This window comes from Pseudomonas sp. EYE_354 (assembly GCF_023148575.1).
In the GTDB taxonomy this organism is placed as follows: Bacteria; Pseudomonadota; Gammaproteobacteria; order Pseudomonadales; family Pseudomonadaceae; genus Aquipseudomonas.
Genome location: NZ_JAHXNQ010000022.1, coordinates 28,229 through 46,515 on the forward strand (window position 1 = coordinate 28,229; position 18,287 = coordinate 46,515).

15 protein-coding genes are annotated in these 18,287 nt (G+C 60.6%); 6 read left to right on the top strand and 9 right to left on the bottom strand.

The window, feature by feature from the left end:
- Positions 1–78: 78 nt before the first annotated feature.
- Genes gnd through KZX66_RS24050 form a run of 3 tightly spaced genes read left to right on the top strand, consistent with a single transcriptional unit; the run spans position 79 to position 3,412 of the window.
- Positions 79–1,062: a phosphogluconate dehydrogenase (NAD(+)-dependent, decarboxylating) gene (gnd, locus tag KZX66_RS24040; RefSeq protein ID WP_248083724.1), complete on the top strand. Its 984-nt coding sequence runs from the start codon at positions 79–81 to the stop codon at positions 1,060–1,062.
- A complete protein-coding gene (gene zwf, locus KZX66_RS24045) occupies positions 1,059–2,582 on the top strand; it encodes a glucose-6-phosphate dehydrogenase (RefSeq protein ID WP_248083725.1) in 1,524 nt (507 codons plus the stop codon). Before gnd ends, zwf begins: the two co-directional genes overlap by 4 nt.
- A complete protein-coding gene (locus tag KZX66_RS24050) occupies positions 2,579–3,412 on the top strand; it encodes an HAD family hydrolase (RefSeq protein WP_248083726.1) in 834 nt (277 codons plus the stop codon). The genes zwf and KZX66_RS24050 overlap by 4 nt, the downstream gene beginning before the upstream one ends.
- A 56-nt stretch (positions 3,413–3,468) precedes the next feature.
- On the opposite strand, the gene KZX66_RS24055 is transcribed toward KZX66_RS24050, so the two are convergent.
- Complete coding sequence (locus KZX66_RS24055; protein ID WP_248083727.1) at positions 3,469–3,729, bottom strand: hypothetical protein; 261 nt, start codon at positions 3,727–3,729, stop codon at positions 3,469–3,471.
- A gap of 345 nt (positions 3,730–4,074) precedes the next feature.
- On the opposite strand from KZX66_RS24055, the gene KZX66_RS24060 reads away from it, so the two are divergent.
- Positions 4,075–5,397, top strand: coding sequence for a sigma-54 dependent transcriptional regulator (locus tag KZX66_RS24060; protein WP_248083728.1), 1,323 nt, complete (start codon positions 4,075–4,077; stop codon positions 5,395–5,397).
- Between the two features lie 64 nt (positions 5,398–5,461).
- Here the strand turns inward: KZX66_RS24060 and KZX66_RS24065 are convergent, their stop codons facing one another.
- From KZX66_RS24065 to KZX66_RS24095, 7 genes are all read right to left on the bottom strand, one after another.
- Positions 5,462–6,766 carry a hypothetical protein gene (locus tag KZX66_RS24065; RefSeq protein ID WP_248083729.1) on the bottom strand — a complete coding sequence of 435 codons (1,305 nt, stop codon included), beginning with the start codon at positions 6,764–6,766 and terminating at the stop codon, positions 5,462–5,464.
- Between the two features lie 49 nt (positions 6,767–6,815).
- Positions 6,816–7,559, bottom strand: coding sequence for a hypothetical protein (locus KZX66_RS24070; RefSeq protein ID WP_248083730.1), 744 nt, complete (start codon positions 7,557–7,559; stop codon positions 6,816–6,818).
- 38 nt (positions 7,560–7,597) lie between these two features.
- Positions 7,598–8,278, bottom strand: a complete 681-nt coding sequence (locus KZX66_RS24075; protein WP_248083731.1) for a C39 family peptidase — start codon at positions 8,276–8,278, stop codon at positions 7,598–7,600.
- A gap of 61 nt (positions 8,279–8,339) precedes the next feature.
- Positions 8,340–9,083 carry a hypothetical protein gene (locus tag KZX66_RS24080; protein WP_248083732.1) on the bottom strand — a complete coding sequence of 248 codons (744 nt, stop codon included), beginning with the start codon at positions 9,081–9,083 and terminating at the stop codon, positions 8,340–8,342.
- Positions 9,084–9,150: 67 nt separating this feature from the next.
- Positions 9,151–9,699, bottom strand: coding sequence for an adhesin (locus tag KZX66_RS24085; protein ID WP_248083733.1), 549 nt, complete (start codon positions 9,697–9,699; stop codon positions 9,151–9,153).
- Positions 9,696–10,154 (bottom strand): hypothetical protein, encoded by a 459-nt coding sequence (locus KZX66_RS24090; protein WP_248083734.1) that lies wholly within the window; start codon positions 10,152–10,154, stop codon positions 9,696–9,698. The genes KZX66_RS24085 and KZX66_RS24090 overlap by 4 nt, the downstream gene beginning before the upstream one ends.
- A gap of 328 nt (positions 10,155–10,482) precedes the next feature.
- Entirely contained in the window at positions 10,483–11,478 is a 996-nt protein-coding gene (locus KZX66_RS24095; RefSeq protein WP_248083735.1) for a FecR family protein, read from the bottom strand.
- 154 nt (positions 11,479–11,632) lie between these two features.
- On the opposite strand from KZX66_RS24095, the gene KZX66_RS24100 reads away from it, so the two are divergent.
- On the top strand, positions 11,633–11,902 hold the full coding sequence (locus tag KZX66_RS24100) for a PepSY domain-containing protein (protein WP_248083736.1): 270 nt from the start codon (positions 11,633–11,635) through the stop codon (positions 11,900–11,902).
- 21 nt (positions 11,903–11,923) lie between these two features.
- Here the strand turns inward: KZX66_RS24100 and KZX66_RS24105 are convergent, their stop codons facing one another.
- On the bottom strand, positions 11,924–17,068 hold the full coding sequence (locus KZX66_RS24105) for a DUF6543 domain-containing protein (RefSeq protein WP_248083737.1): 5,145 nt from the start codon (positions 17,066–17,068) through the stop codon (positions 11,924–11,926).
- 178 nt (positions 17,069–17,246) lie between these two features.
- Between KZX66_RS24105 and KZX66_RS24110 the strand changes: the two genes are divergently transcribed.
- Positions 17,247–18,284: an Ldh family oxidoreductase gene (locus KZX66_RS24110; protein ID WP_248083738.1), complete on the top strand. Its 1,038-nt coding sequence runs from the start codon at positions 17,247–17,249 to the stop codon at positions 18,282–18,284.
- The last annotated feature ends 3 nt before the right edge of the window (positions 18,285–18,287 follow it).

Below are 18,287 nucleotides of genomic sequence, written 5' to 3' on the forward strand. Positions count from 1 at the left end.
GCCCCTGACTAACCCTCATTAGCCTCATTGCGCTATAAACTATGTCACACATTTTTTTGTAGTTAGGAGCATCAGCACATGCAACTGGGGATTATCGGACTAGGCCGCATGGGCGGGAATATTGCACGGCGCCTGATGCTCAATGGGCATTCCACCGTTGTTTACGACCGTAACGAAGCGTTTGTCAAAGGGTTGAGCGAGGAGGGCGCCACCGGCGTTGCCGACTTGAAAGCACTGGTTGCCGGCCTGCAAAAGCCTCGCGCCGTGTGGGTGATGTTGCCAGCAGGCGACCCGACCGAAAACACGATCAATGAACTGAGCGAGCTGCTGGAAGACGGTGACGTGATCATCGACGGCGGCAACACCAACTATAAGGACGACGTTCGACGTGGCAAGGCGTTGGCCGAAAAGGGCCTGCACTACGTTGATGTCGGCACATCCGGCGGCGTATGGGGCCTGGAACGTGGTTATTGCATGATGATCGGTGGCGACACCGAGACCGTGCAGCGCCTCGACCCGATTTTCGCCAGCCTGGCGCCGGGGCTGGGCAATATTCCGCGCACCAAGGACCGTTCCGCCAGCGCCGATAAACGTGCCGAACAGGGCTACATTCACGCCGGCCCAGCGGGCGCCGGGCACTTCGTCAAGATGATCCATAACGGCATCGAGTACGGCATGATGCAGGCGTTTGCCGAAGGCTTTGACATCCTCAAGACCAAGAACTCGGACAACCTGCCGCAAGACCAGCGTTTTGACCTGAACGTGGCGGACATCGCCGAAGTCTGGCGTCGCGGCAGCGTGGTGTCGTCCTGGCTGCTGGACCTGACCGCCGATGCCCTGGCCACCGACCCGAAACTCGATGGCTACTCCGGTTCCGTCGCGGACAGCGGCGAAGGGCGCTGGACCATCGAAGCCGCCATGGAACAGGCGGTGCCGGTGCCGGTGTTGTCCACGTCGTTGTTCGCGCGTTTCCGCTCGCGCCAGCAGAGCACCTACGGAGACAAGATGCTGTCTGCCATGCGCTTCGGCTTTGGTGGTCACGTGGAGACCTCCAAAAAATGACCGCCAACGGCAAGAAACTCAAGGCCGAACCTGCTCCGCCCACTACCTTGTTTCTGTTCGGCGCCCATGGCGACCTGGTCAAGCGCCTGCTCATGCCGGCGCTGTACAACCTCAGTCGTGATGGTTTGCTGGGCGATGGCCTGCGTATTGTCGGGGTGGATCACAATGCCATCAGCGATGCCGACTTCGCCAAGAAGCTCGAGGACTTTATCCGCACCGAGGCCGCCAGCAAGGTCAAGGGCAACGCTGATAACGCCCTTGATCCTGCGTTGTGGGCACAACTGGCCAAAGGGATCAGCTACGTCGAAGGTGACTTCCTTGACGACAGCACCTATGCCGACATCGGTCAAAAGATCGCCGACAGCGGCACCGGCAATGCGGTGTTCTACCTGGCCACCGCGCCGCGCTTCTTCAGTGACGTGGTGCAGCGCCTGGGCAGTGCCGGCCTGCTGAACGAAACCGATGACAGTTTCCGCCGCGTGGTGATCGAAAAGCCGTTTGGTTCGGACCTTGCCACCGCCGAAGCGTTGAACGCCTGCCTGCTCAAGGTGATGAGCGAGAAGCAGATCTATCGCATCGACCATTACCTGGGTAAGGAAACGGTGCAGAACATCTTGATCAGCCGTTTCTCCAACGTGCTGTTCGAGGCGTTCTGGAACAACCATTACATCGACCATGTGCAAATCACCGCCGCCGAAACCGTCGGCGTGGAAACCCGGGGCAATTTCTTCGAAAAAACCGGCACCCTGCGGGACATGGTGCCCAATCACCTGTTCCAGTTGCTGGCGATGGTGGCCATGGAACCACCGGCGGCGTTTGGCGCCGACGCGGTACGTGGGGAAAAAGCCAAGGTGATTGGCGCGGTGCGTCCCTGGTCGCTGGAAGATGCGCGGGCCAACTCGGTGCGCGGTCAGTACACCGGCGGTGAGATCGGCGGCAAGCCGGTGCCCGGTTACCGCGAAGAAGCCAACGTCGCGCCCGACAGCAGCACCGAGACGTTCGTCGCGCTCAAGGTGATGATCGACAACTGGCGCTGGGTCGGCGTGCCGTTTTACCTGCGCACCGGCAAGCGCATGAGCGTGCGTGACACCGAAATCGTGATCTGCTTCAAACCGGCGCCCTATGCGCAGTTTCGCGACACCGAGGTCGATGAGGTCAAGCCCACCTACCTGAAAATCCAGATTCAACCCAATGAAGGCATGTGGTTCGACCTGTTGGCCAAAAAGCCCGGGCCGACCCTGGACATGGCCAATATCCAGTTAGGGTTCGCCTATAAGGACTTCTTCGAAATGCAACCGTCGACCGGGTACGAAACCCTGATCTACGACTGCATGACCGGCGACCAGACCTTGTTCCAGCGCGCCGACAACATTGAGAACGGCTGGCGTGCGGTGCAGCCCTTCCTGGATGCGTGGAAGCAGGACGACGGAATCCAGGCGTACAAGGCCGGTGAAGATGGTCCGGCAGCGGCGGATGCATTGCTGGCTCGCGATGGCCGCACGTGGCACTCCCTCGGATGAGTGACGCACCGATCCATCCCATCCGATTTGTACTCAGTGACATGGACGGCACGTTGTTGCACCCCGATCACTTGCCGAGCCAGCGCACGATCGACACGGTTCGCGCGCTGCGCGAGATGGGCGTGTTCTTCAGCCTGGCCAGCGGCCGGCCGCCCAAAGCCATGTTGCATATGGTTGAAGCGTTTGGCATTGATATCCCGGTGGCAGGCTTCAATGGCGGCACGTTGATCAATCCGGACGGCAGCATCCTGGTTGCCCACCATTTGCCGGCCGAGGCGGCGCTGGTCGCGCTGGCGTTGTTTTCGGGCGTAGCAGAGGTGGAAGTGTGGGTGTTTGCCGACGGAAACTGGCTGCGCCGCGACGTGCCGGGCCCTATGGAGCCGCGCGAAGCGGCCGGCCTGGGCTATGGTCCGGTGGTGGTGAAGAGTTTTGAGCCGTACCTGGATCGTATCGACAAGATCGTCGCTGCCAGTCTCAACGCGCCATTGCTGGTGGAACTGGAAGCGCGTTTGCAACCCAAAGTGCAAGGCCTGGCCCAGGTGTCGCGTTCGCAACCGGTTTATCTGGATGTGACGGCCATGCTGGCCAACAAGGGGGATGCGCTGAGAACGCTGGCGGCTCACCTTGGCGTGCCGCTGGAGCAGACCGCAGCGATCGGTGACGGCGGCAATGACCCGGCGATGTTTCACGTGGCCGGGTTGTCGATTGCCATGGGGCAGGCCGAAGAGGTCGTCAAGCGCCAGGCCAACGTGGTCACCGGCAGCAATGTCGAAGATGGCGCTGCGCAGGCGATTGAACGATTTATTCTCGCACCCCGATCAACGCTTTAAGTTCTACGGCCTAACTTGCGATCACCGTTCTACAGTGACCGCAAGTTAGCGGTGACTTACTTAGGCATTGCCCACGATTGCAATTGGTAGCCATCTTTATCGAGCTCGGCGCGCGCCTGCAACAGCAAGTCTTCCAATTGCGCCGGGTCGCTGTAAGTGGTCGACGACAGGTATTTGCTGCCGATGCGGGTATTGGTGCGGTCGATGACGCTCAGGCTGAGGGCGCCGTTGCCATCGTGCCAGGCCACGCACTGAAAGGGCTGGAAAGCACGGTCTGCGATCAAAAGAGCTTCGTTGATGCGGAGCGGGGCGTTCATGTGGGTCTCTCTCTAAATGCCCATTCAAGTGAATACCGGCGGTTGGGCTGACCGTGCGGCGGGTTACTTGTACTGATGCACGATGGCGGGGTACGGGTCACATGCTAGAGCAACATTTTTTAACTTTTCGTGATTAACATCATGTAAGCGGCTGTTTTGAAAGCTGAATGAACGTATTTGACGGTCGGACACTTTATTGCTGCAAGTGCGCAGAGATGGCTTTTTGCCCGCTCTTATAGCCAATCGGTACAAGGGTAACGTCAATAACTTGCTAGTGTTGCTTGCGGGCATTACAAGCCTTTGTTTCTAAATGGTTTTACTTATCTTTGACGCCAAGGAATAGTCATGGGTGTGGCTCCTGTCCAACGCCGTTTGCTCGTGGTCGACCCCTGCGACGATTGCCATGGGCTATTGCCCGGTTTACGCACGGCCGGTTGGGCGGTGGACAGCTGCGCATTGGACGCGGTGGGCGATCGCTCCTGCGATATCGGCCTGCTGCGCTTGCAGCCGTATCACTTGGAGCGACCCGAAGCGGTCAAGGAACTGATTGCCCGCAGCGGCACCGAGTGGATCGCCGTGCTCAGCCAGGATGTGCTGCGCCTGCAAAACGTCGGCGACTTCGTCTGCGAATGGTTTTTTGATTTCCATACCCTGCCGTTCGACGTGGCGCGGGTGCAAGTCACCCTGGGCCGCGCGTTCGGCATGGCGCGGTTGCGTGCCAAAGGCCACACCCCCGTGGACGAAGGGCATGAACTGCTGGGCGAGAGCCGACCCATTCGTGAGCTGCGCAAATTGTTGTCCAAGCTGGCCCCCACCGAGTCCCCCGTGTTGATCCGTGGCGACAGCGGCACCGGCAAAGAGCTGGTGGCCAAAACCCTGCACCGTCAGTCCCAACGCCACGCCAAGCCCTTTGTGGCGATCAACTGCGGAGCGATCCCTGAGCACCTGATCCAATCCGAACTGTTCGGCCATGAAAAGGGGGCGTTTACCGGTGCCCATCAACGCAAGGTCGGACGCATCGAGGCGGCCCATGGCGGCACGCTGTTTCTTGATGAGATCGGCGATTTGCCGATGGAGCTGCAAGCCAACCTGCTGCGTTTTCTCCAGGAGAAGCAGGTTGAACGGGTGGGCGGCAGCCAGCCTATTCCGGTGGACGTGCGCGTGCTGGCGGCCACCCACGTTGACCTCGAGGCGGCTGTGGCCAAAGGCAGTTTCCGCGAGGACTTGTACTACCGCCTCAATGTGCTGCAAGTGGTCACCGCACCGTTGCGCGAGCGTCATGGCGACGTGGCGATGCTGGCCAACCATTTTTCACGTTTCTACAGTCAGGAAACCGGCCGCCGACCCCGCAGTTTCAGCGAGGACGCGCTGGTTGCCATGGGTCAACACCCGTGGCCAGGCAATGTACGCGAGCTGGCCAACCGCGTGCGCCGCGGCCTGGTGCTCGCCGAAGGGCGGCAAATAGAGGCCGTTGATCTGGGGCTGCAAGGCGAGCGGGCAATTTCACCCGCGATGTCTACACTGGAAGACTACAAGCACCGTGCCGAGCGTCAGGCGCTGTGCGATGTGCTCAATCGGCACAGCGACAATTTAAGTGTCGCGGCCCGCGTGCTGGGGATTTCCCGGCCCACGTTCTACCGGTTGCTGCACAAACACCAGATCCGCTAGGGCGGGTAAACCGAAAAGCCCCGCAACGACCCTTATCGTTACGGGGCTTTTCCTTGTGCGGACGTCAGAAGTAGTAAGGGAATTTGAGGCTGAAGGTAAAGTCCGGCGCATCGTCGGTCATGCCAATCGCCAGGTTCGGCACGATGGTCAGGTTATCCGACGCCGCAATGGTCATCCCCACGTTGAAGTAGCCGGCGTTGGCATCGCTGGACACCACCGATTGCCAGTCGCCGCCATTGGGTTTGAGCCTGCTCTTGCGTTGCACCAGGTCGGACACCGAGAACGACATGCTCATCTTCTCGTTGAGCGCGAAGGCTACGCCGACGCCGAACTGGAAGCTGTCGCCCAGGCTGACCTTGCCGCCGACTTTCTGGTTGACGTCACTGCTGATGTCATCGAATGAATCTTCAAAGTTGTGGGTGTAGGACAGCGAACCAAACAACACCGCAGGGTCGAAGGTTTTGACCAGGGAAATCCCCGGCGTGACCGACCACACGCCATTACCCGTCGGCAGGCTCTCCGGTACGAACAGGTTGTCGTTGCCGGGGGTATTGATCAGCTTGATACCAAAGGGTTCTTTGCCGGTTGGTGCCTTGACCCTCACCGAGACTACGGCATCGGGCAGGGTCGGGGTTTCGTCGAGGAACTTGTAGGCCACGCCGAAGTTGACGTCGCCAATGGTCGGGTCGCGGGTGACCGACTGTTCCGACGTCGCGGTGCCATTGTTGCCGGCGCCGGCCGACTGGTAGGTGGAATCGCGATAGACCACCGGCACGTTCACGTCGAACTGCCAGCGGTTGTCGAGGTTGTAGCGGCCGGTGAGGTCCAGGGTCCAGTTATCGGACTTGATCCGGTCCAGGTTGATGTTGCCGAGGAAAATCGAGTCCAGCGCCAGAAAGCCGTTGAGGGTCAATTGGCGCGCGTCGTAACGGGCGTAGGTCACGCCGGTTTCAAAGCTGAACTTGCCATTGCCGAAAAAGCCGCTGGCTTCGTTATAGAGGTTGCTCACACTTTGCGCAGGAGCCGAATCGTCCTTGAGGGACTGACCATACGAGCTGCCGCCACCGCCCGCGCCGCCGGATGCCGCGGCCGCGCCGGTGCCTGCAACGGTGGCGCCACCGCCTTTCTGGAAGTCCGCCGGGGATTTGGCCAGGCGCCTCGGCGCAGGTGTCGCCGGCTGGTCTTCGACCTGACGCACACGTTGTTCCAATACGGCCAGGGCTTTTTGCTGCACCTCGTAACGCTGTTTGAGCTCCAGGAGTTCCCGCTTGAGGGTTTCGATATCGGCATCTGGCGCGGCATACAGAACGGATGCGGGCAAGAGCGTACTTAAACAGATCACCGCACGTAGCGATAACGATCGATGCATGAAATAAGCCGTCCTTTTCTAATGCGTAAGTGTCGAGGGTCAGCGTAGTTCAATAACCGAGGGTGCGTAGGCCTTTGAGTTGATCCAAGTTGCAGTTCAATGCGCCGTTATTCAAACCGTTATTGTTCATTACCACGTTGAGTTGGGTCATGTTGTTGACGAAGTTGGTGTTACCCGTCAAAACCGTGCCTTGCAGCACATTCCCGCCCCCGATCTGTTGCAGGCTGTTGCCTTGGTTATGGTTGGCCTGGATCGCCATCTGCACGCCGCCGTTGTTGGCCGATACGCTCACACGGCCTGCTGCGCTGTCCCCGGTAACGGTGCCGCCGGCCACCAGTACTTGGCCTGATTGCACGATATTGGAGGGCGCAAAACCGTTCTCGACCGTGATCCCGACATTGTTGTAGGCGGTGTTGCCATCGCCGGCGGTGCGCACGCTTTGCGTCACACCCTGGCCGCTGCCCAAACCGGCGCCACCGGTGACCGTGCCGCTGCCGGTGTTGGGGTTCGTGCCATTGCCGGTCGCGCCAGTGGTCTGCACATAGAATTGCGGGGTGATCGTCGACGCGTTGACCTGCATGCTGGCCTTGCCGGTGATGGTGTCGCCCACGGCGTTGGTCCAGGTGCTGCTCATGACAATGCCGAAGCTGATAATGCGTCCGGGCATGACATATCGGCCACGCAGCTCAGCCATGTCTGAATCCTTAAGCTCAATGGGTTTGAACGCCGATGAAGCATAAGCGGGCATTGAGGCTGCCAGACACATGACCGTCAGCCAACGGGAAGTGTTCATCTTCTGCTCCTGGAGCGTCCTGCCCCTTATTGCGCTTCTTAAAAGAAGTCGCTCTGGATGAAACCGAAATCCATCAGCTCGGCATCGCCTACGGGCCTGAACTCATTCAACTGGTTCTTGGCGGTCAGCGGGGCAGGTGGGTCAAGCAAGACATTGGTCTTGTCGTAACCTTCACCCAACACAGCGAAGACGATGCCATTCCAGCCCTTGACGAAATCATCATGCGAATAGCGCTTGTGGCCCAGTACCGGGTCGCCGATATAGACCCAGTCTTTATCGCTACGCTGCAGCACCACGAAGTGCTTATAGCCACGAATTTCCAGCAGGACCACCACGGGGATCTTCACGGTCACCAGTGTGTCTGGCGTGATTTTGTAGCCCCGGGCACGCATGCCGATGCTTTCGAGGTAGCGCTTCATGTCCAGCATGGAAAAACCCTGGGTGCGTACCAGGTTCTGGTCGGCGGTGACCAGCATGCCTTTGATGATGTGATCTTCGTCGACGTCCAGCCAATAGGCCTGACGCAGGATGGTGGCGAGTGCCGCGGCACCGCAGCTGAAATCGGTTTTCTGTTCCACCAGGTTGGCGAACCGGCGCTCACGGATGCTCTCGACCTTCTTGAAAATCACTGCACCGCCAGGCATGGCGGAGACCGCCATCGTGCCTGCCCACGTAGGGCCGGTGAGTGAGATCAGGAGGGCGAGGGTCACGAGGCGCATGATCGAATGACCTGTTGGACACTGGAATAAAAAAGGGCCTTGTCGCCAAGGCCCCGTTGGATCAGAAGCGCACGCCGCTGGCGCAGACGGTGCAACCTTGACCGATCGACAGGCTGTTGCTGCCTTGGTTGCCCGAACCCGATTGCAGGTTCACACCCACGTTGCCGGAGTTGCGGTTAACCGAGTTGTCGAGGCTGGAGTTGTTGGACACGTATTGAGCTTTGCTGCCATAGCCAAAACCGTGGCTGGTGGCCGCAGCGTTGAGGTAGCTGTTGCCGAGGGAGTTTTGCTCGGTGTTGGCGGCTGCAGCGATGTTTTTGCCGTCAGCAGTCACGATCGCCAGGTTGTTTTTGCCTTGGTTGCCTTGACCGGCCTGGCCGTTGTAACCCAGGTTGCCGGAGTTACCGTTAACCGAGTTGTCCAGCGAAGCGTTGTTTTGCGTGCCTTTGTTGACGAAGCTGCTCAGGCCGCTGTTCTGGTTCACGTCGACCACACCGAATACGGTGGCGGCATCGCCTTTGGCGCTGGAGATGGCGGCGGAGTTGTCTGCCTGGTTGCCACTGCCGGCCTGGGTGTTGACGCCAACGTTACCGCTGTTGCCGTTTACCGAGCCATCGGCCGAGGCGTTGTTTTCGGTGTTGGTGTCGTCGAACTTGTTGATCGCGCTGTTTTGTACATCGGTCACTACAGCCGCAATGGTGCCGCTCGGTTGTGGCGTTGGGTGCCAGCTACCGGCTTGAGCGGCGGCAGCCATGAGTGCGGCGAGAGCGAAAACCAGTGGTTTCAGAGCCATTTGAGGTTTCATGGTGTTTCTCCTTGCTTCTAATTAGTTGGTTAAGTGTTGGTACGGTCCAGCGCGTACTACCAAGCGTCTACTTGATAGTGATGCCAAGGGTGTTAGCCACTCGGTTCCCCACCCCGGCACTCTGGTTCACCTGAATCACTCCTCGGCTGCCTGTGAAGGCCTGGTCGCTTGTCACGACAAGGCGGCTGCCAGTGGTGGGGGTGAGCCCTGAGTCGGTCAACTGCGTCGTGTTCTGTTGCAACAAGACGCTGTCATCGATGCTTTGCGGGCCAGGGTTGATGCTGATCCGCACGGCATTGATTGATTGGTTATTGGCCCCGGCCGACTGGTTAATGCCCAGTACACCGTTGCCGCTGGTAAAAGCGTGGCCCTGGATCGCCGCCTTGGCGTTCAGGGACGGGTCGACGTTGCCGTCCATACGCTGGATGTTGAGGTTGGTGGCCTGGCCACCCACGGCGATGGAACGGCTGTTGGATGTTTGGTTCCTGTTGCCGGCTGCCTGGTTGATCGACAGCACACCGCCGAACTGGGTGCCACTGTTGGTGATCACGGCGCTGTCGTCGGCAAAGGCCGGCGCGCCTGCCAGCAGGACGAGGATCAGCAGGGACCGGTTCATTGTTTGCCCCCCATCATGCTGCCGATATTGTTCAGAGGCGCCATGCCGCGTCCGATCGAATCGCTGATCTGCCCGCCCATGCTGCCCATGCTGCCGCTGCCGTGACCGGCTGTCGTTCCGGCTCCCAGTGTCGATACGCTGCCTTGAGTGGCATGTACGCCGGGCATGCTGGTGTTGGCCGAAATGGCCCGTACGATGCTCGATCCGCTGCTGACACCGCCGATGTCCCGATCACTCAGCTCGCCGGTGACACCTTGGATGTCGCGACTGGGATTGACGTTGGCAGTGCTGGGGTAGGGGTCTTTACCGAAAGCGGCGCGGCCGTACATGTGAGCCTGTACGTTGCGGCCTGTGACAATCACACCGTCATCGGCAAAGCTCGGAGCGCTGACGCCGACGCTGAGTACACAGCTGATCAGCAGTACGTTCATCGAACCTTGAGTGAGTGTGATCACGGCGGCATTCCTTAGTCTTCGCGCCGACCCTAAACAGCGCTGTAAGGGATAGAGCAGAAGCCGTGCCGCTTTTTATTTATTCTTATTCTTCAACTGGTTGTAGAAAATTGGGGGCAAAGTGCCGCCAGCGGTGTTTCACCGATGAGACACTTGCCAGTGAGGCGTGCATGCCCAGGCCACATCCGAAACGATTCACCTGACTGTATCAACGATGAAACAGCGCGCATGACAAAATCGTGAATCCGCGCCGGCCGGGCGCTTCAGAGCAGCAAGGTGTTTCAAAAATGGACACTGCAGGCGCAGGAACGCCCATGTCTGAGCCCAGGGCTCAGCCTTTTGGGGTTTGGCGGGGGATGGCGTTGAGTACCGGGTTGCCTTCCTGGTTCTGAGTCAAGTAGATCGGCAAAACCTTGGGCAGAGAGGGAATGAGGTTGTTGACCTCGGTGATGTTGTAGATGCCGCCGATGCGAATGGTCCCGGTGTTGGCGTCCGCCAGCATCGCCGGCTTGTTCAGGTAACGGTTGATCAACGGCAGCGCATCGGCCAGGGCCAGGTTGTCGAGGATCAACTTGCCCTGGCGCCAGGCCAGCGCGGTGTCATCGGGATTGATCGCTTTGACGCGCGGGGTGGTGTCACCGGGTTGATAACTGGCCTGCATGCCGGGGGTCAGCGGTACGCTGCCGTGGGCTTGATCGCTGGCAATTTGCACCGAGCCTTCGAGCAACATCACCCGCACCTGATCGCCGTACTTCCATACGTTGAACTGCGTGCCCGTCACCCGCACACGGCCTTCGCCGGCGTGCACGATGAACGGGTGTGTGCGGTCATGGCTGACCTTGAAAAACGCTTCGCCTTTTTTCAGCGTGACCCGGCGCTGGTCCTTGTAGTTGCTGTAGACCAGCTCGGTGCCCAGGTTGAGTTCCACCTGGCTGCCATCGCCCAACGTGACTTGGCGCAAGCCACTGGTGGCTTCGAATCGTTCATAGCTGTCCGGCAGCCAGCCCGCTTCCCAGCCGGTAAAGGCGGCCAGGGGCAACGCCACCAGGCAGATCGCCGCAGCGACGGCGTAGGTGCGCAGCCGATTACGCGGCTTGAACGGCACGACAACCGCATCGCGCTCATCGCGCGGCAGATGGTCGGCGACTTCCCAGATTTCCAGCATGGCCGCGTATTCAAAGGCGTGCAGCGGGTGCGAATCGTGCCATTGCTCAAAAGCCAAGCGCTCGGCAGACGTGCAGTCCCCAGCGTGCAGGCGCATGCACCAATGCGCTGCGGCGTCGGTGATGGCGTCATATTCGGCTTCTGAAAGGGACTTTTCGCTCATTTACTCATCCTGATTTCGCGCATTCTAACCCCCACAGGTGGACGGCGAGAACAGCCATCATGGCGATTGCATATCAATTGGAACTTATTCTCGTTTGCCTGCACCTAAAAAACTCGGAACAAGCGTTCGTGATTTCCCACAATGGAGAATGAATATGCTGAAGAAAACCTTAGTCGCCCTGTGTGCAACCTCCGCTTTGCTCAGCGCCGGCGCTGCCTTGGCCGACAAGCCGGGTGCCGGCTGGATCACCATCGAAAAAGCCATTGAAGTGGCCAAAACCAAGGCCGGCTATATCGAAGTCTACGCGGCCGAAGCCGACGACAACGGCTACTGGGAAGTCAAAGGCCGTAAATCCGATGGCACCGTCTACGAAGCGCGCATTGACGGTGCTTCCGGCAATGTCCTGCGTGACCAGAAAGACTGATTTGCCGCGCCGGGAGCCTGTTCAGGCTCCCGCATCCAGTTCTCGCCCCAATTGACTGATCATATAGGTCACTGAATCGGCGTTGGCCAGGATGGTGTCTATGCGCTTGTCGCTGTTGCTCATGAACACCGCACGCGCGTCCTCCAGGTTGCGCGTGCCGGTGGTACTGAGCACCTTATCCTTGAGCGGTTTGGCGAAGTCGTCCCACTCCTGGGTAAAGGCGTCCCACGTCTTGAACAACAGGCTCACGGGCGTCGACAGCGACAGCGCGTTTTCACGCAGGTCAGCCAGGTCGGTTTTCATCATGCGTGCACCCCTTATATTGACGTTAATCAGGTCTGCAAACGGGCGCATGCTGTCCAGATACGCCAAATCCTCGGTGGCGGATTTGAGATGGGTTATCTCATGGATCAGCACGGTTGCCCGTGCGTGGGCCGAGAGGTTGAACGGCGTGTTCAGCCGGTTCTGATACACGTCCATGTGCGGGTCGAAGAAGCGGTCGAGCAGGTAGATCTTTTGTGCTGCATCGTCCGACAGGATAAAGGCAAAGGTGTTTTGCGGACTTTGGCGATGGGTGCCGCAGACAAAGCGCATGGAGTCGGGCCCGATCAGGGTGTGGTTGGTCAATTCGTTGAGCACCTCGTCGACGCGCCGCTCGATACGGTGCACTTGCTCGGGCGTCAGCGTCACGACACCGAACAATTCACTGAAGAACCGCCCAAGTCGGCTGTCGCGCCTGCGCTGCGCGGCAAAATGCAGCAGGTTGCGTTTGCAGGTCACGGTGTAATACGTCGCAACGTTGAGCGCTTCATCGATACACAGGGCTTTCCAGCTGGATAGCGCCGCTATTTCGCGCATGCCCACCGCTTCGATATTCATCGCCTGCCGTTCGGCCTCGCGGGTACTGCGCCTGCCGGCGTAGCGACTCAGGGTTTTGCCGAAGCGCGGGTGATGGCGGTCCAGGTCCAGCACCCATTCGCCCTGAGTATTGCGCTGCACGTAAGGGCCGTGCTGCTCACCCTGGCTCATGCGCCAATGGTTCCCGGCTTTTCTGACTGAGTACACCTTGCCCGCCATTGGCACGAACCTGCGGGTGGTCGCGTCCCGGTAAACGTGGGTCTGTGCGCTGTGCTGTAGATTCTCCAAGGCACCATCGTGGTATTCAAACGCCTGCAGTCGGGTGCGTTGCGGGGCGGTCAACGTTAGCTCCTCCAGCGACGGCGCAGCGGGTGGCGGCGCTTGCAGCCATTGTTCCAGGGAAGGCTGTTCTTCCGGTGGCGAAGTCTGGGGCTGTAGCCTGTCCAGCTCGGTGCGCAGCGAGGCCAGTTCAGCCACACCGCCGGCGAAGGTCTTCAGGGCGTGTTGCCAGCGTTGTTGCTGCAAGTCCTCGGCAGCGGTCTGGAATAGCTTGTAGCTGCGCCACACCACTTGCGGATAGGTGAGTTTGCCGGCGATGAACTGCAAACTGTTGGGGATGTGTTCGGTGAACAGGCGGGTCACGGCGTCCCATTGCGTCTCGCCCGTAGGCTCAAACTGGCAGGTGAGCATCTGCGACAGCATGCCGAGATTGTCCTGAAACAGTTGGCTGAGCAGGTTGCCCGAGATAGGCGAGCGGCCCAGGCGGATCTCCGAGGCGCCTGCACGCCGGTGCTGGCCGAGCAGGTTGCGGTAAGTCGCCTGCTGCGGTGCTGCCAGTCGCCCCAATACCCACGCCTGCAGCGCGCCGGGTGTGGTGAACTCATTGAGCAATGCACTTTCATCGGCGTATTCGCATAACAGGTGTTGCGGGCTGTAGGGCGCAAACAGCACAAGAGGCCCGGAAGCCGAAGCCGTCGGACCTATCAGGTAGCACCCCAGCGCCTTGGCCAGCGCTGCGCCGGGGGTGGCGACCAATTCCAGAGGGCGAATCATCGCCTGGGTGCCGCGCACGGCCGCGCGCGCCAGGGCGTCGGGCATATCGAAGACCTGCCTGACAAAGCTCCAGGCTGACGCGGACAGTCGTTCTTCGAGATGTTGTTGGTGGGCGTATTGCAGCAGTTGCCACGGCAATTGTCGGCAGAACAAGCGGCGGCGTTCGTGCGCATCGGTGCTCTGGCCGGCGAGGCGGGCCGTGATTTGCTGTTGATAGAGGCTGCTCAGGTCCAGTTGTCGAACCAGTTGAACAATGGCGTTGCCGTCCAATGCCGCTGGTAATGCGAGGGTGGTGCGTGAGCGTGGTCGGAGTGCGTCGCCGTGCAACTCGGGCAGGTGGCTAAGGGCGAAGTCGGCCAGGCTTTGGGTGTTGCCCTCCAGGTCGATACGGCCGGGGATCAGGATGTTGTCCGGGTTGATCACCTCGCCGGGAAAGCGAGCATTGAGCAAGGTCGAAAGGCCGCTGACCACGGCTGCGCGTATCGGCGTGATGCTGTGCAGGTAGTCACGCTCGTCCGGTGCGCTAAGGCGGTACTGTTCGAGCAGCTCGGCGTGCAGGATTTGCGCTTGGGGCGGTGCCATGCCTAGCCAAGCGGGCAGCGCCTGCTGATTGACTAGCGCACGCGCGATGGCAATCGATCTTGGCACATTGGAAGGCGCGACGCGACGGATCAGGCGGTCCATGCAGCCCTCAAAACGCGTGGCGCTCAGTCCCATCGAGAATAGAGGGTCAATTTCGGCCCGGGTGAACTCGCTGTAGCTCTGCTGGCGGTCATGCAGCAGATGCTCGTCGATACGTTGCAGCGGGCCAAGCGCATAAAGCTGATGGGGCACCCGTTTGGAGATCGCCAGGTTCTCCACCAGGGCCAGTCGCGCCAAGGGGTCTTGCAAGCGTTGCGCCAGTGTCACCCGCAACGCCTCTATTGAGGTGAACGCTTCGTAGCCCCGGCGGGGCGTCCACAACAGCGCCGCGCCGGAATGGCTGGGGTCTGTGCCGCCGCGTTCGGTCAGTACAAAACAATTGGCCAACGGCTGGGGGAGGGGCTGCGCGCCGAGGGTGAGGGTCAGGCTGAATGCGTCCGGTATAAAACCGTCGAGGCCGTGGCGGGTCAGTCGGGTCATGCTGTCGGCGTGCAGCACGTTGTCCAGCAGCGCGACAGCCTGGGAAGGCAGGCTCTTGTCCAGGCGCCTCAGCGCCATCTCTGCGCGTAAACCCTGCAAAAAAGCGTGGCTCAGGTGCGTCTGGTTATCGTGACGCAGCCCGTGAGGCAGGTTGCGCAGAGTGTTTTGCGCAAACGTGGCCAGCACCTGCTCGACTGCGGCGTTAAAGGTCTCGGTGGTCAGGTTGTGCAACACAAACGCAGCGCCCTCACTGCGCGGGCCGTAGAACTTGGTTTGGGGCGCGTCAAGCAGTGCGTCGGCTTGCCGTGCCAGGCGGGCGATGAAGTGCTCAACCATGCTCAAGGACGTCTGCGGTGTGCGCTGTTCGCGTTCCTCGGCCTTGCTGGCGTAGGTGTTGATATAGACCTCATCGGCCTTAAGCGCCAATTGCCTTCTGGCCAGTTCGGCATCCAGCGCATGCGCCACCAGCCCACGCAGGGGCGGGTGTGTGCCGCGCTCCAGCGCGAGGGCCGCTTCCACCGTGTGCAGTCGTTGCACGTGCAGCTTGGCTTTTTCCGCCTGCACCGTGGCGGGGTGCCCGACGCCGCTGGCTATTGGGTGCACGGTCCAGCGTCCGCCGGTCTCGTGCTCCAGCAGGCGACTGTCGAGCATCGCGCGCACGTCCAGGGCGCTGTCGAGCAGCGCCGCCAGGTCGATGCCGGCCGAGCTGCGCCGATACAACCCCAGCGCATGTTCCAGGTTGGCCAATTGCTTGGCGACAATGTCGTCGAGCATTTCCTGGAAGATATCGCCGCTTAGCGGCTGCCCCGTCACCTGTATCGCGTCCATGCCTATCAATACATCGCGCTCCTCCAGCGAGAGGCAGTTGAGCAGTTCGTCTTCGTGCCCGGCGGTTTTGAGCATCGCCAGGAGGGTATCGTTGAGGTCCTTAAAGTCCTCGAGCACCTGCAAACCCCGGGATTGGGTGTAGAGGTAGGCGTGGCTATTGCCGATCATCAAGGTACTGGCCAGGTCGACGTAGTGCTGGAACGGTGCCTGGACGCGTACTTTTTCGACGCTCAGGGCGCCGGCCAACGCGCTGCGTGAGTTCTGGTCCGGCAGGAACACGGCTCGCAGGCTTTGGCTTTCATCGCCTGTCACGACCCGGTCCTGATGCTTGAACAGCAGATCGGCGCGAAACTTGTCGCGCATGGCCTGGGCAAAAAATTGCAGGCGCGACTGGCCGCTTTGCATGTCTTCGTTCCAGTAGGTCTGCACCAGGCTACTGAGCAGTTTCGACAGAATGCCGCTGGTCTGTTCAACCACGCTGTTCCAGCGTTGCAGGTTTTGTTCGCGTTGCGCCTGGGTCAGACCCGCGGTGTCGTAGGCCGGGTTGGTGAACGTGTGGGTTTGGCCTGCCGGCCAGGCATGCTTGACATAGAAGCTGAGCAGCGCGTCGCGCAAGGGTTCGCAAGCCACCCAGCGCCTGGTATCGCCGACCTGCGCACCGGTGAAGTAATTCACCTGCGTGTCGCGAGGGTCCAGGGCTGGAAAGTCGGAACGGGCCATGATGGCCAGCAAGGTGTCAAGCATCCCGTTCAGGCTGGGGAGCTTGCGTAACTCATTGAGCATCGCCGCCACGTTTTTCTGCTGGCCGGCGCCGATGAGTTGCGCCTGGTCCGCCATCACCGCGCCGGGGATGGCGGCGGTGGAGACTCTCAGCGGCGCGGCTGTGGACAGCGCATCGCGCTCGATGATCGACACCCAGTGCAGCAGGTCGCTGCGTTTGGCCGGTTGTTTCAGGCGTTCCGTCACGTCGTTGAGCAGCGCGGCGTGACTGTCGAACAGTTCCAGGCCGCCATTGGGTGTGTAGAGCACCGCCTTTTGGCCGTCAGGCGTTGGGCTCATCATGAAAGCGCCGGCCAGCGGCACGGCGGGTTTGCCCTCAGGGTTGACCAGTAAGCGTTCTACCCGCATGGGGTACCCGTGCAGGGCCCGGTCCTGACGGGCGCTGTCGGTGGCGTAGTACAAGGTGTGCAGCCATTCGAGATCCTTGAGCGTGAGCCCCAGTGCGCGCTCTCTTGGGGTGGGCTCCTTGCGTTTGAGTGGATGCAGGAACTCATCGAAAAAATACGGTGGGGTGATGCTCGCCATGGCGCGCTCCATTGAGGTGGCGGGGTAGAGGCACCAAGGTAGGAGGCATCGTTGGGCGGCTGGCGGTAGATAACTGGGCCAGACTCACAACGGTCGTTGACAGCAAGCACCGCAGGCGTTGTTTAATCGGCGGTCTGGATTGTTGTTGTCTCTTCCAATTATAAAATCGGAGCTACAGATGTCTGCCCAGTCCCCGATCGTCGACAGTGCGACAGCGTTCATTGGTTTCAGCGACCTGACAGGGTTGCTCCACGCCATCTTTGTGAAGCACGGCACCTCGCCTGAGGTGGCGGCGATTCTGGCGCACAACTGCGCCAGCGCCGAGCGCGACGGCGCTCATAGCCACGGCATCTTTCGCATCCCCGGCTACCTCAGCACCCTGGCCAGCGGTTGGGTGGACGGCAAGGCCGTGCCGGTGGTCACCGATGTGGCCTCAGGTTTCGTGCGGGTCGATGCCGCCAATGGCTTCGCCCAGCCGGCGCTGGCGGCGGCGCGCTCGCTGCTGATCGATAAGACTCGCAGTGCCGGTATTGCGTTGCTGGCTATTCACAATTCCCACCATTTCGCCGCCCTCTGGCCCGATGTCGAACCCTTCGCCGAAGAAGGCCTGGTGGCGCTGAGCGTGGTTAACAGCATGACCTGCGTGGTGCCCCATGGCGCCGACCGTCCGTTGTTCGGCACCAACCCCATCGCTTTCGCCGCGCCACGTGCCGACGGCGCGCCGATTGTGTTCGACCTGGCCACCAGCGCCATTGCCCACGGCGATGTGCAAATTGCCGCGCGCAAAGGCGAGCGTTTGCCGCCGGGCATGGGCGTGGACAGCCTCGGGCAGCCCACCCAGGACCCTAAGGCCGTGCTGGAAGGCGGCGCGTTGCTGCCGTTTGGCGGGCACAAGGGCTCGGCCTTGTCGATGATGGTCGAGTTGCTGGCGGCGGCGTTGACCGGTGGCAACTTCTCCTTCGAGTTCAACTGGGCCGATCATCCCGGCGCACGCACGCCCTGGACCGGGCAGTTGGTGATCGTGATTGACCCGAGCAAAACCGCCGGGCAAAACTTTGCCGAGCGCAGCCAGGAACTGGTGCGGCAGATGCATGCGGCGGGGTTACGGCGTTTGCCGGGGGATCGACGTCATCGCACACGGGCGAAGTCGTTGGAAGCGGGGATCGAACTGGGGGCGCGCGACCTGGCGCAATTGCAGGCTCTGCTGGCGGATTGAACG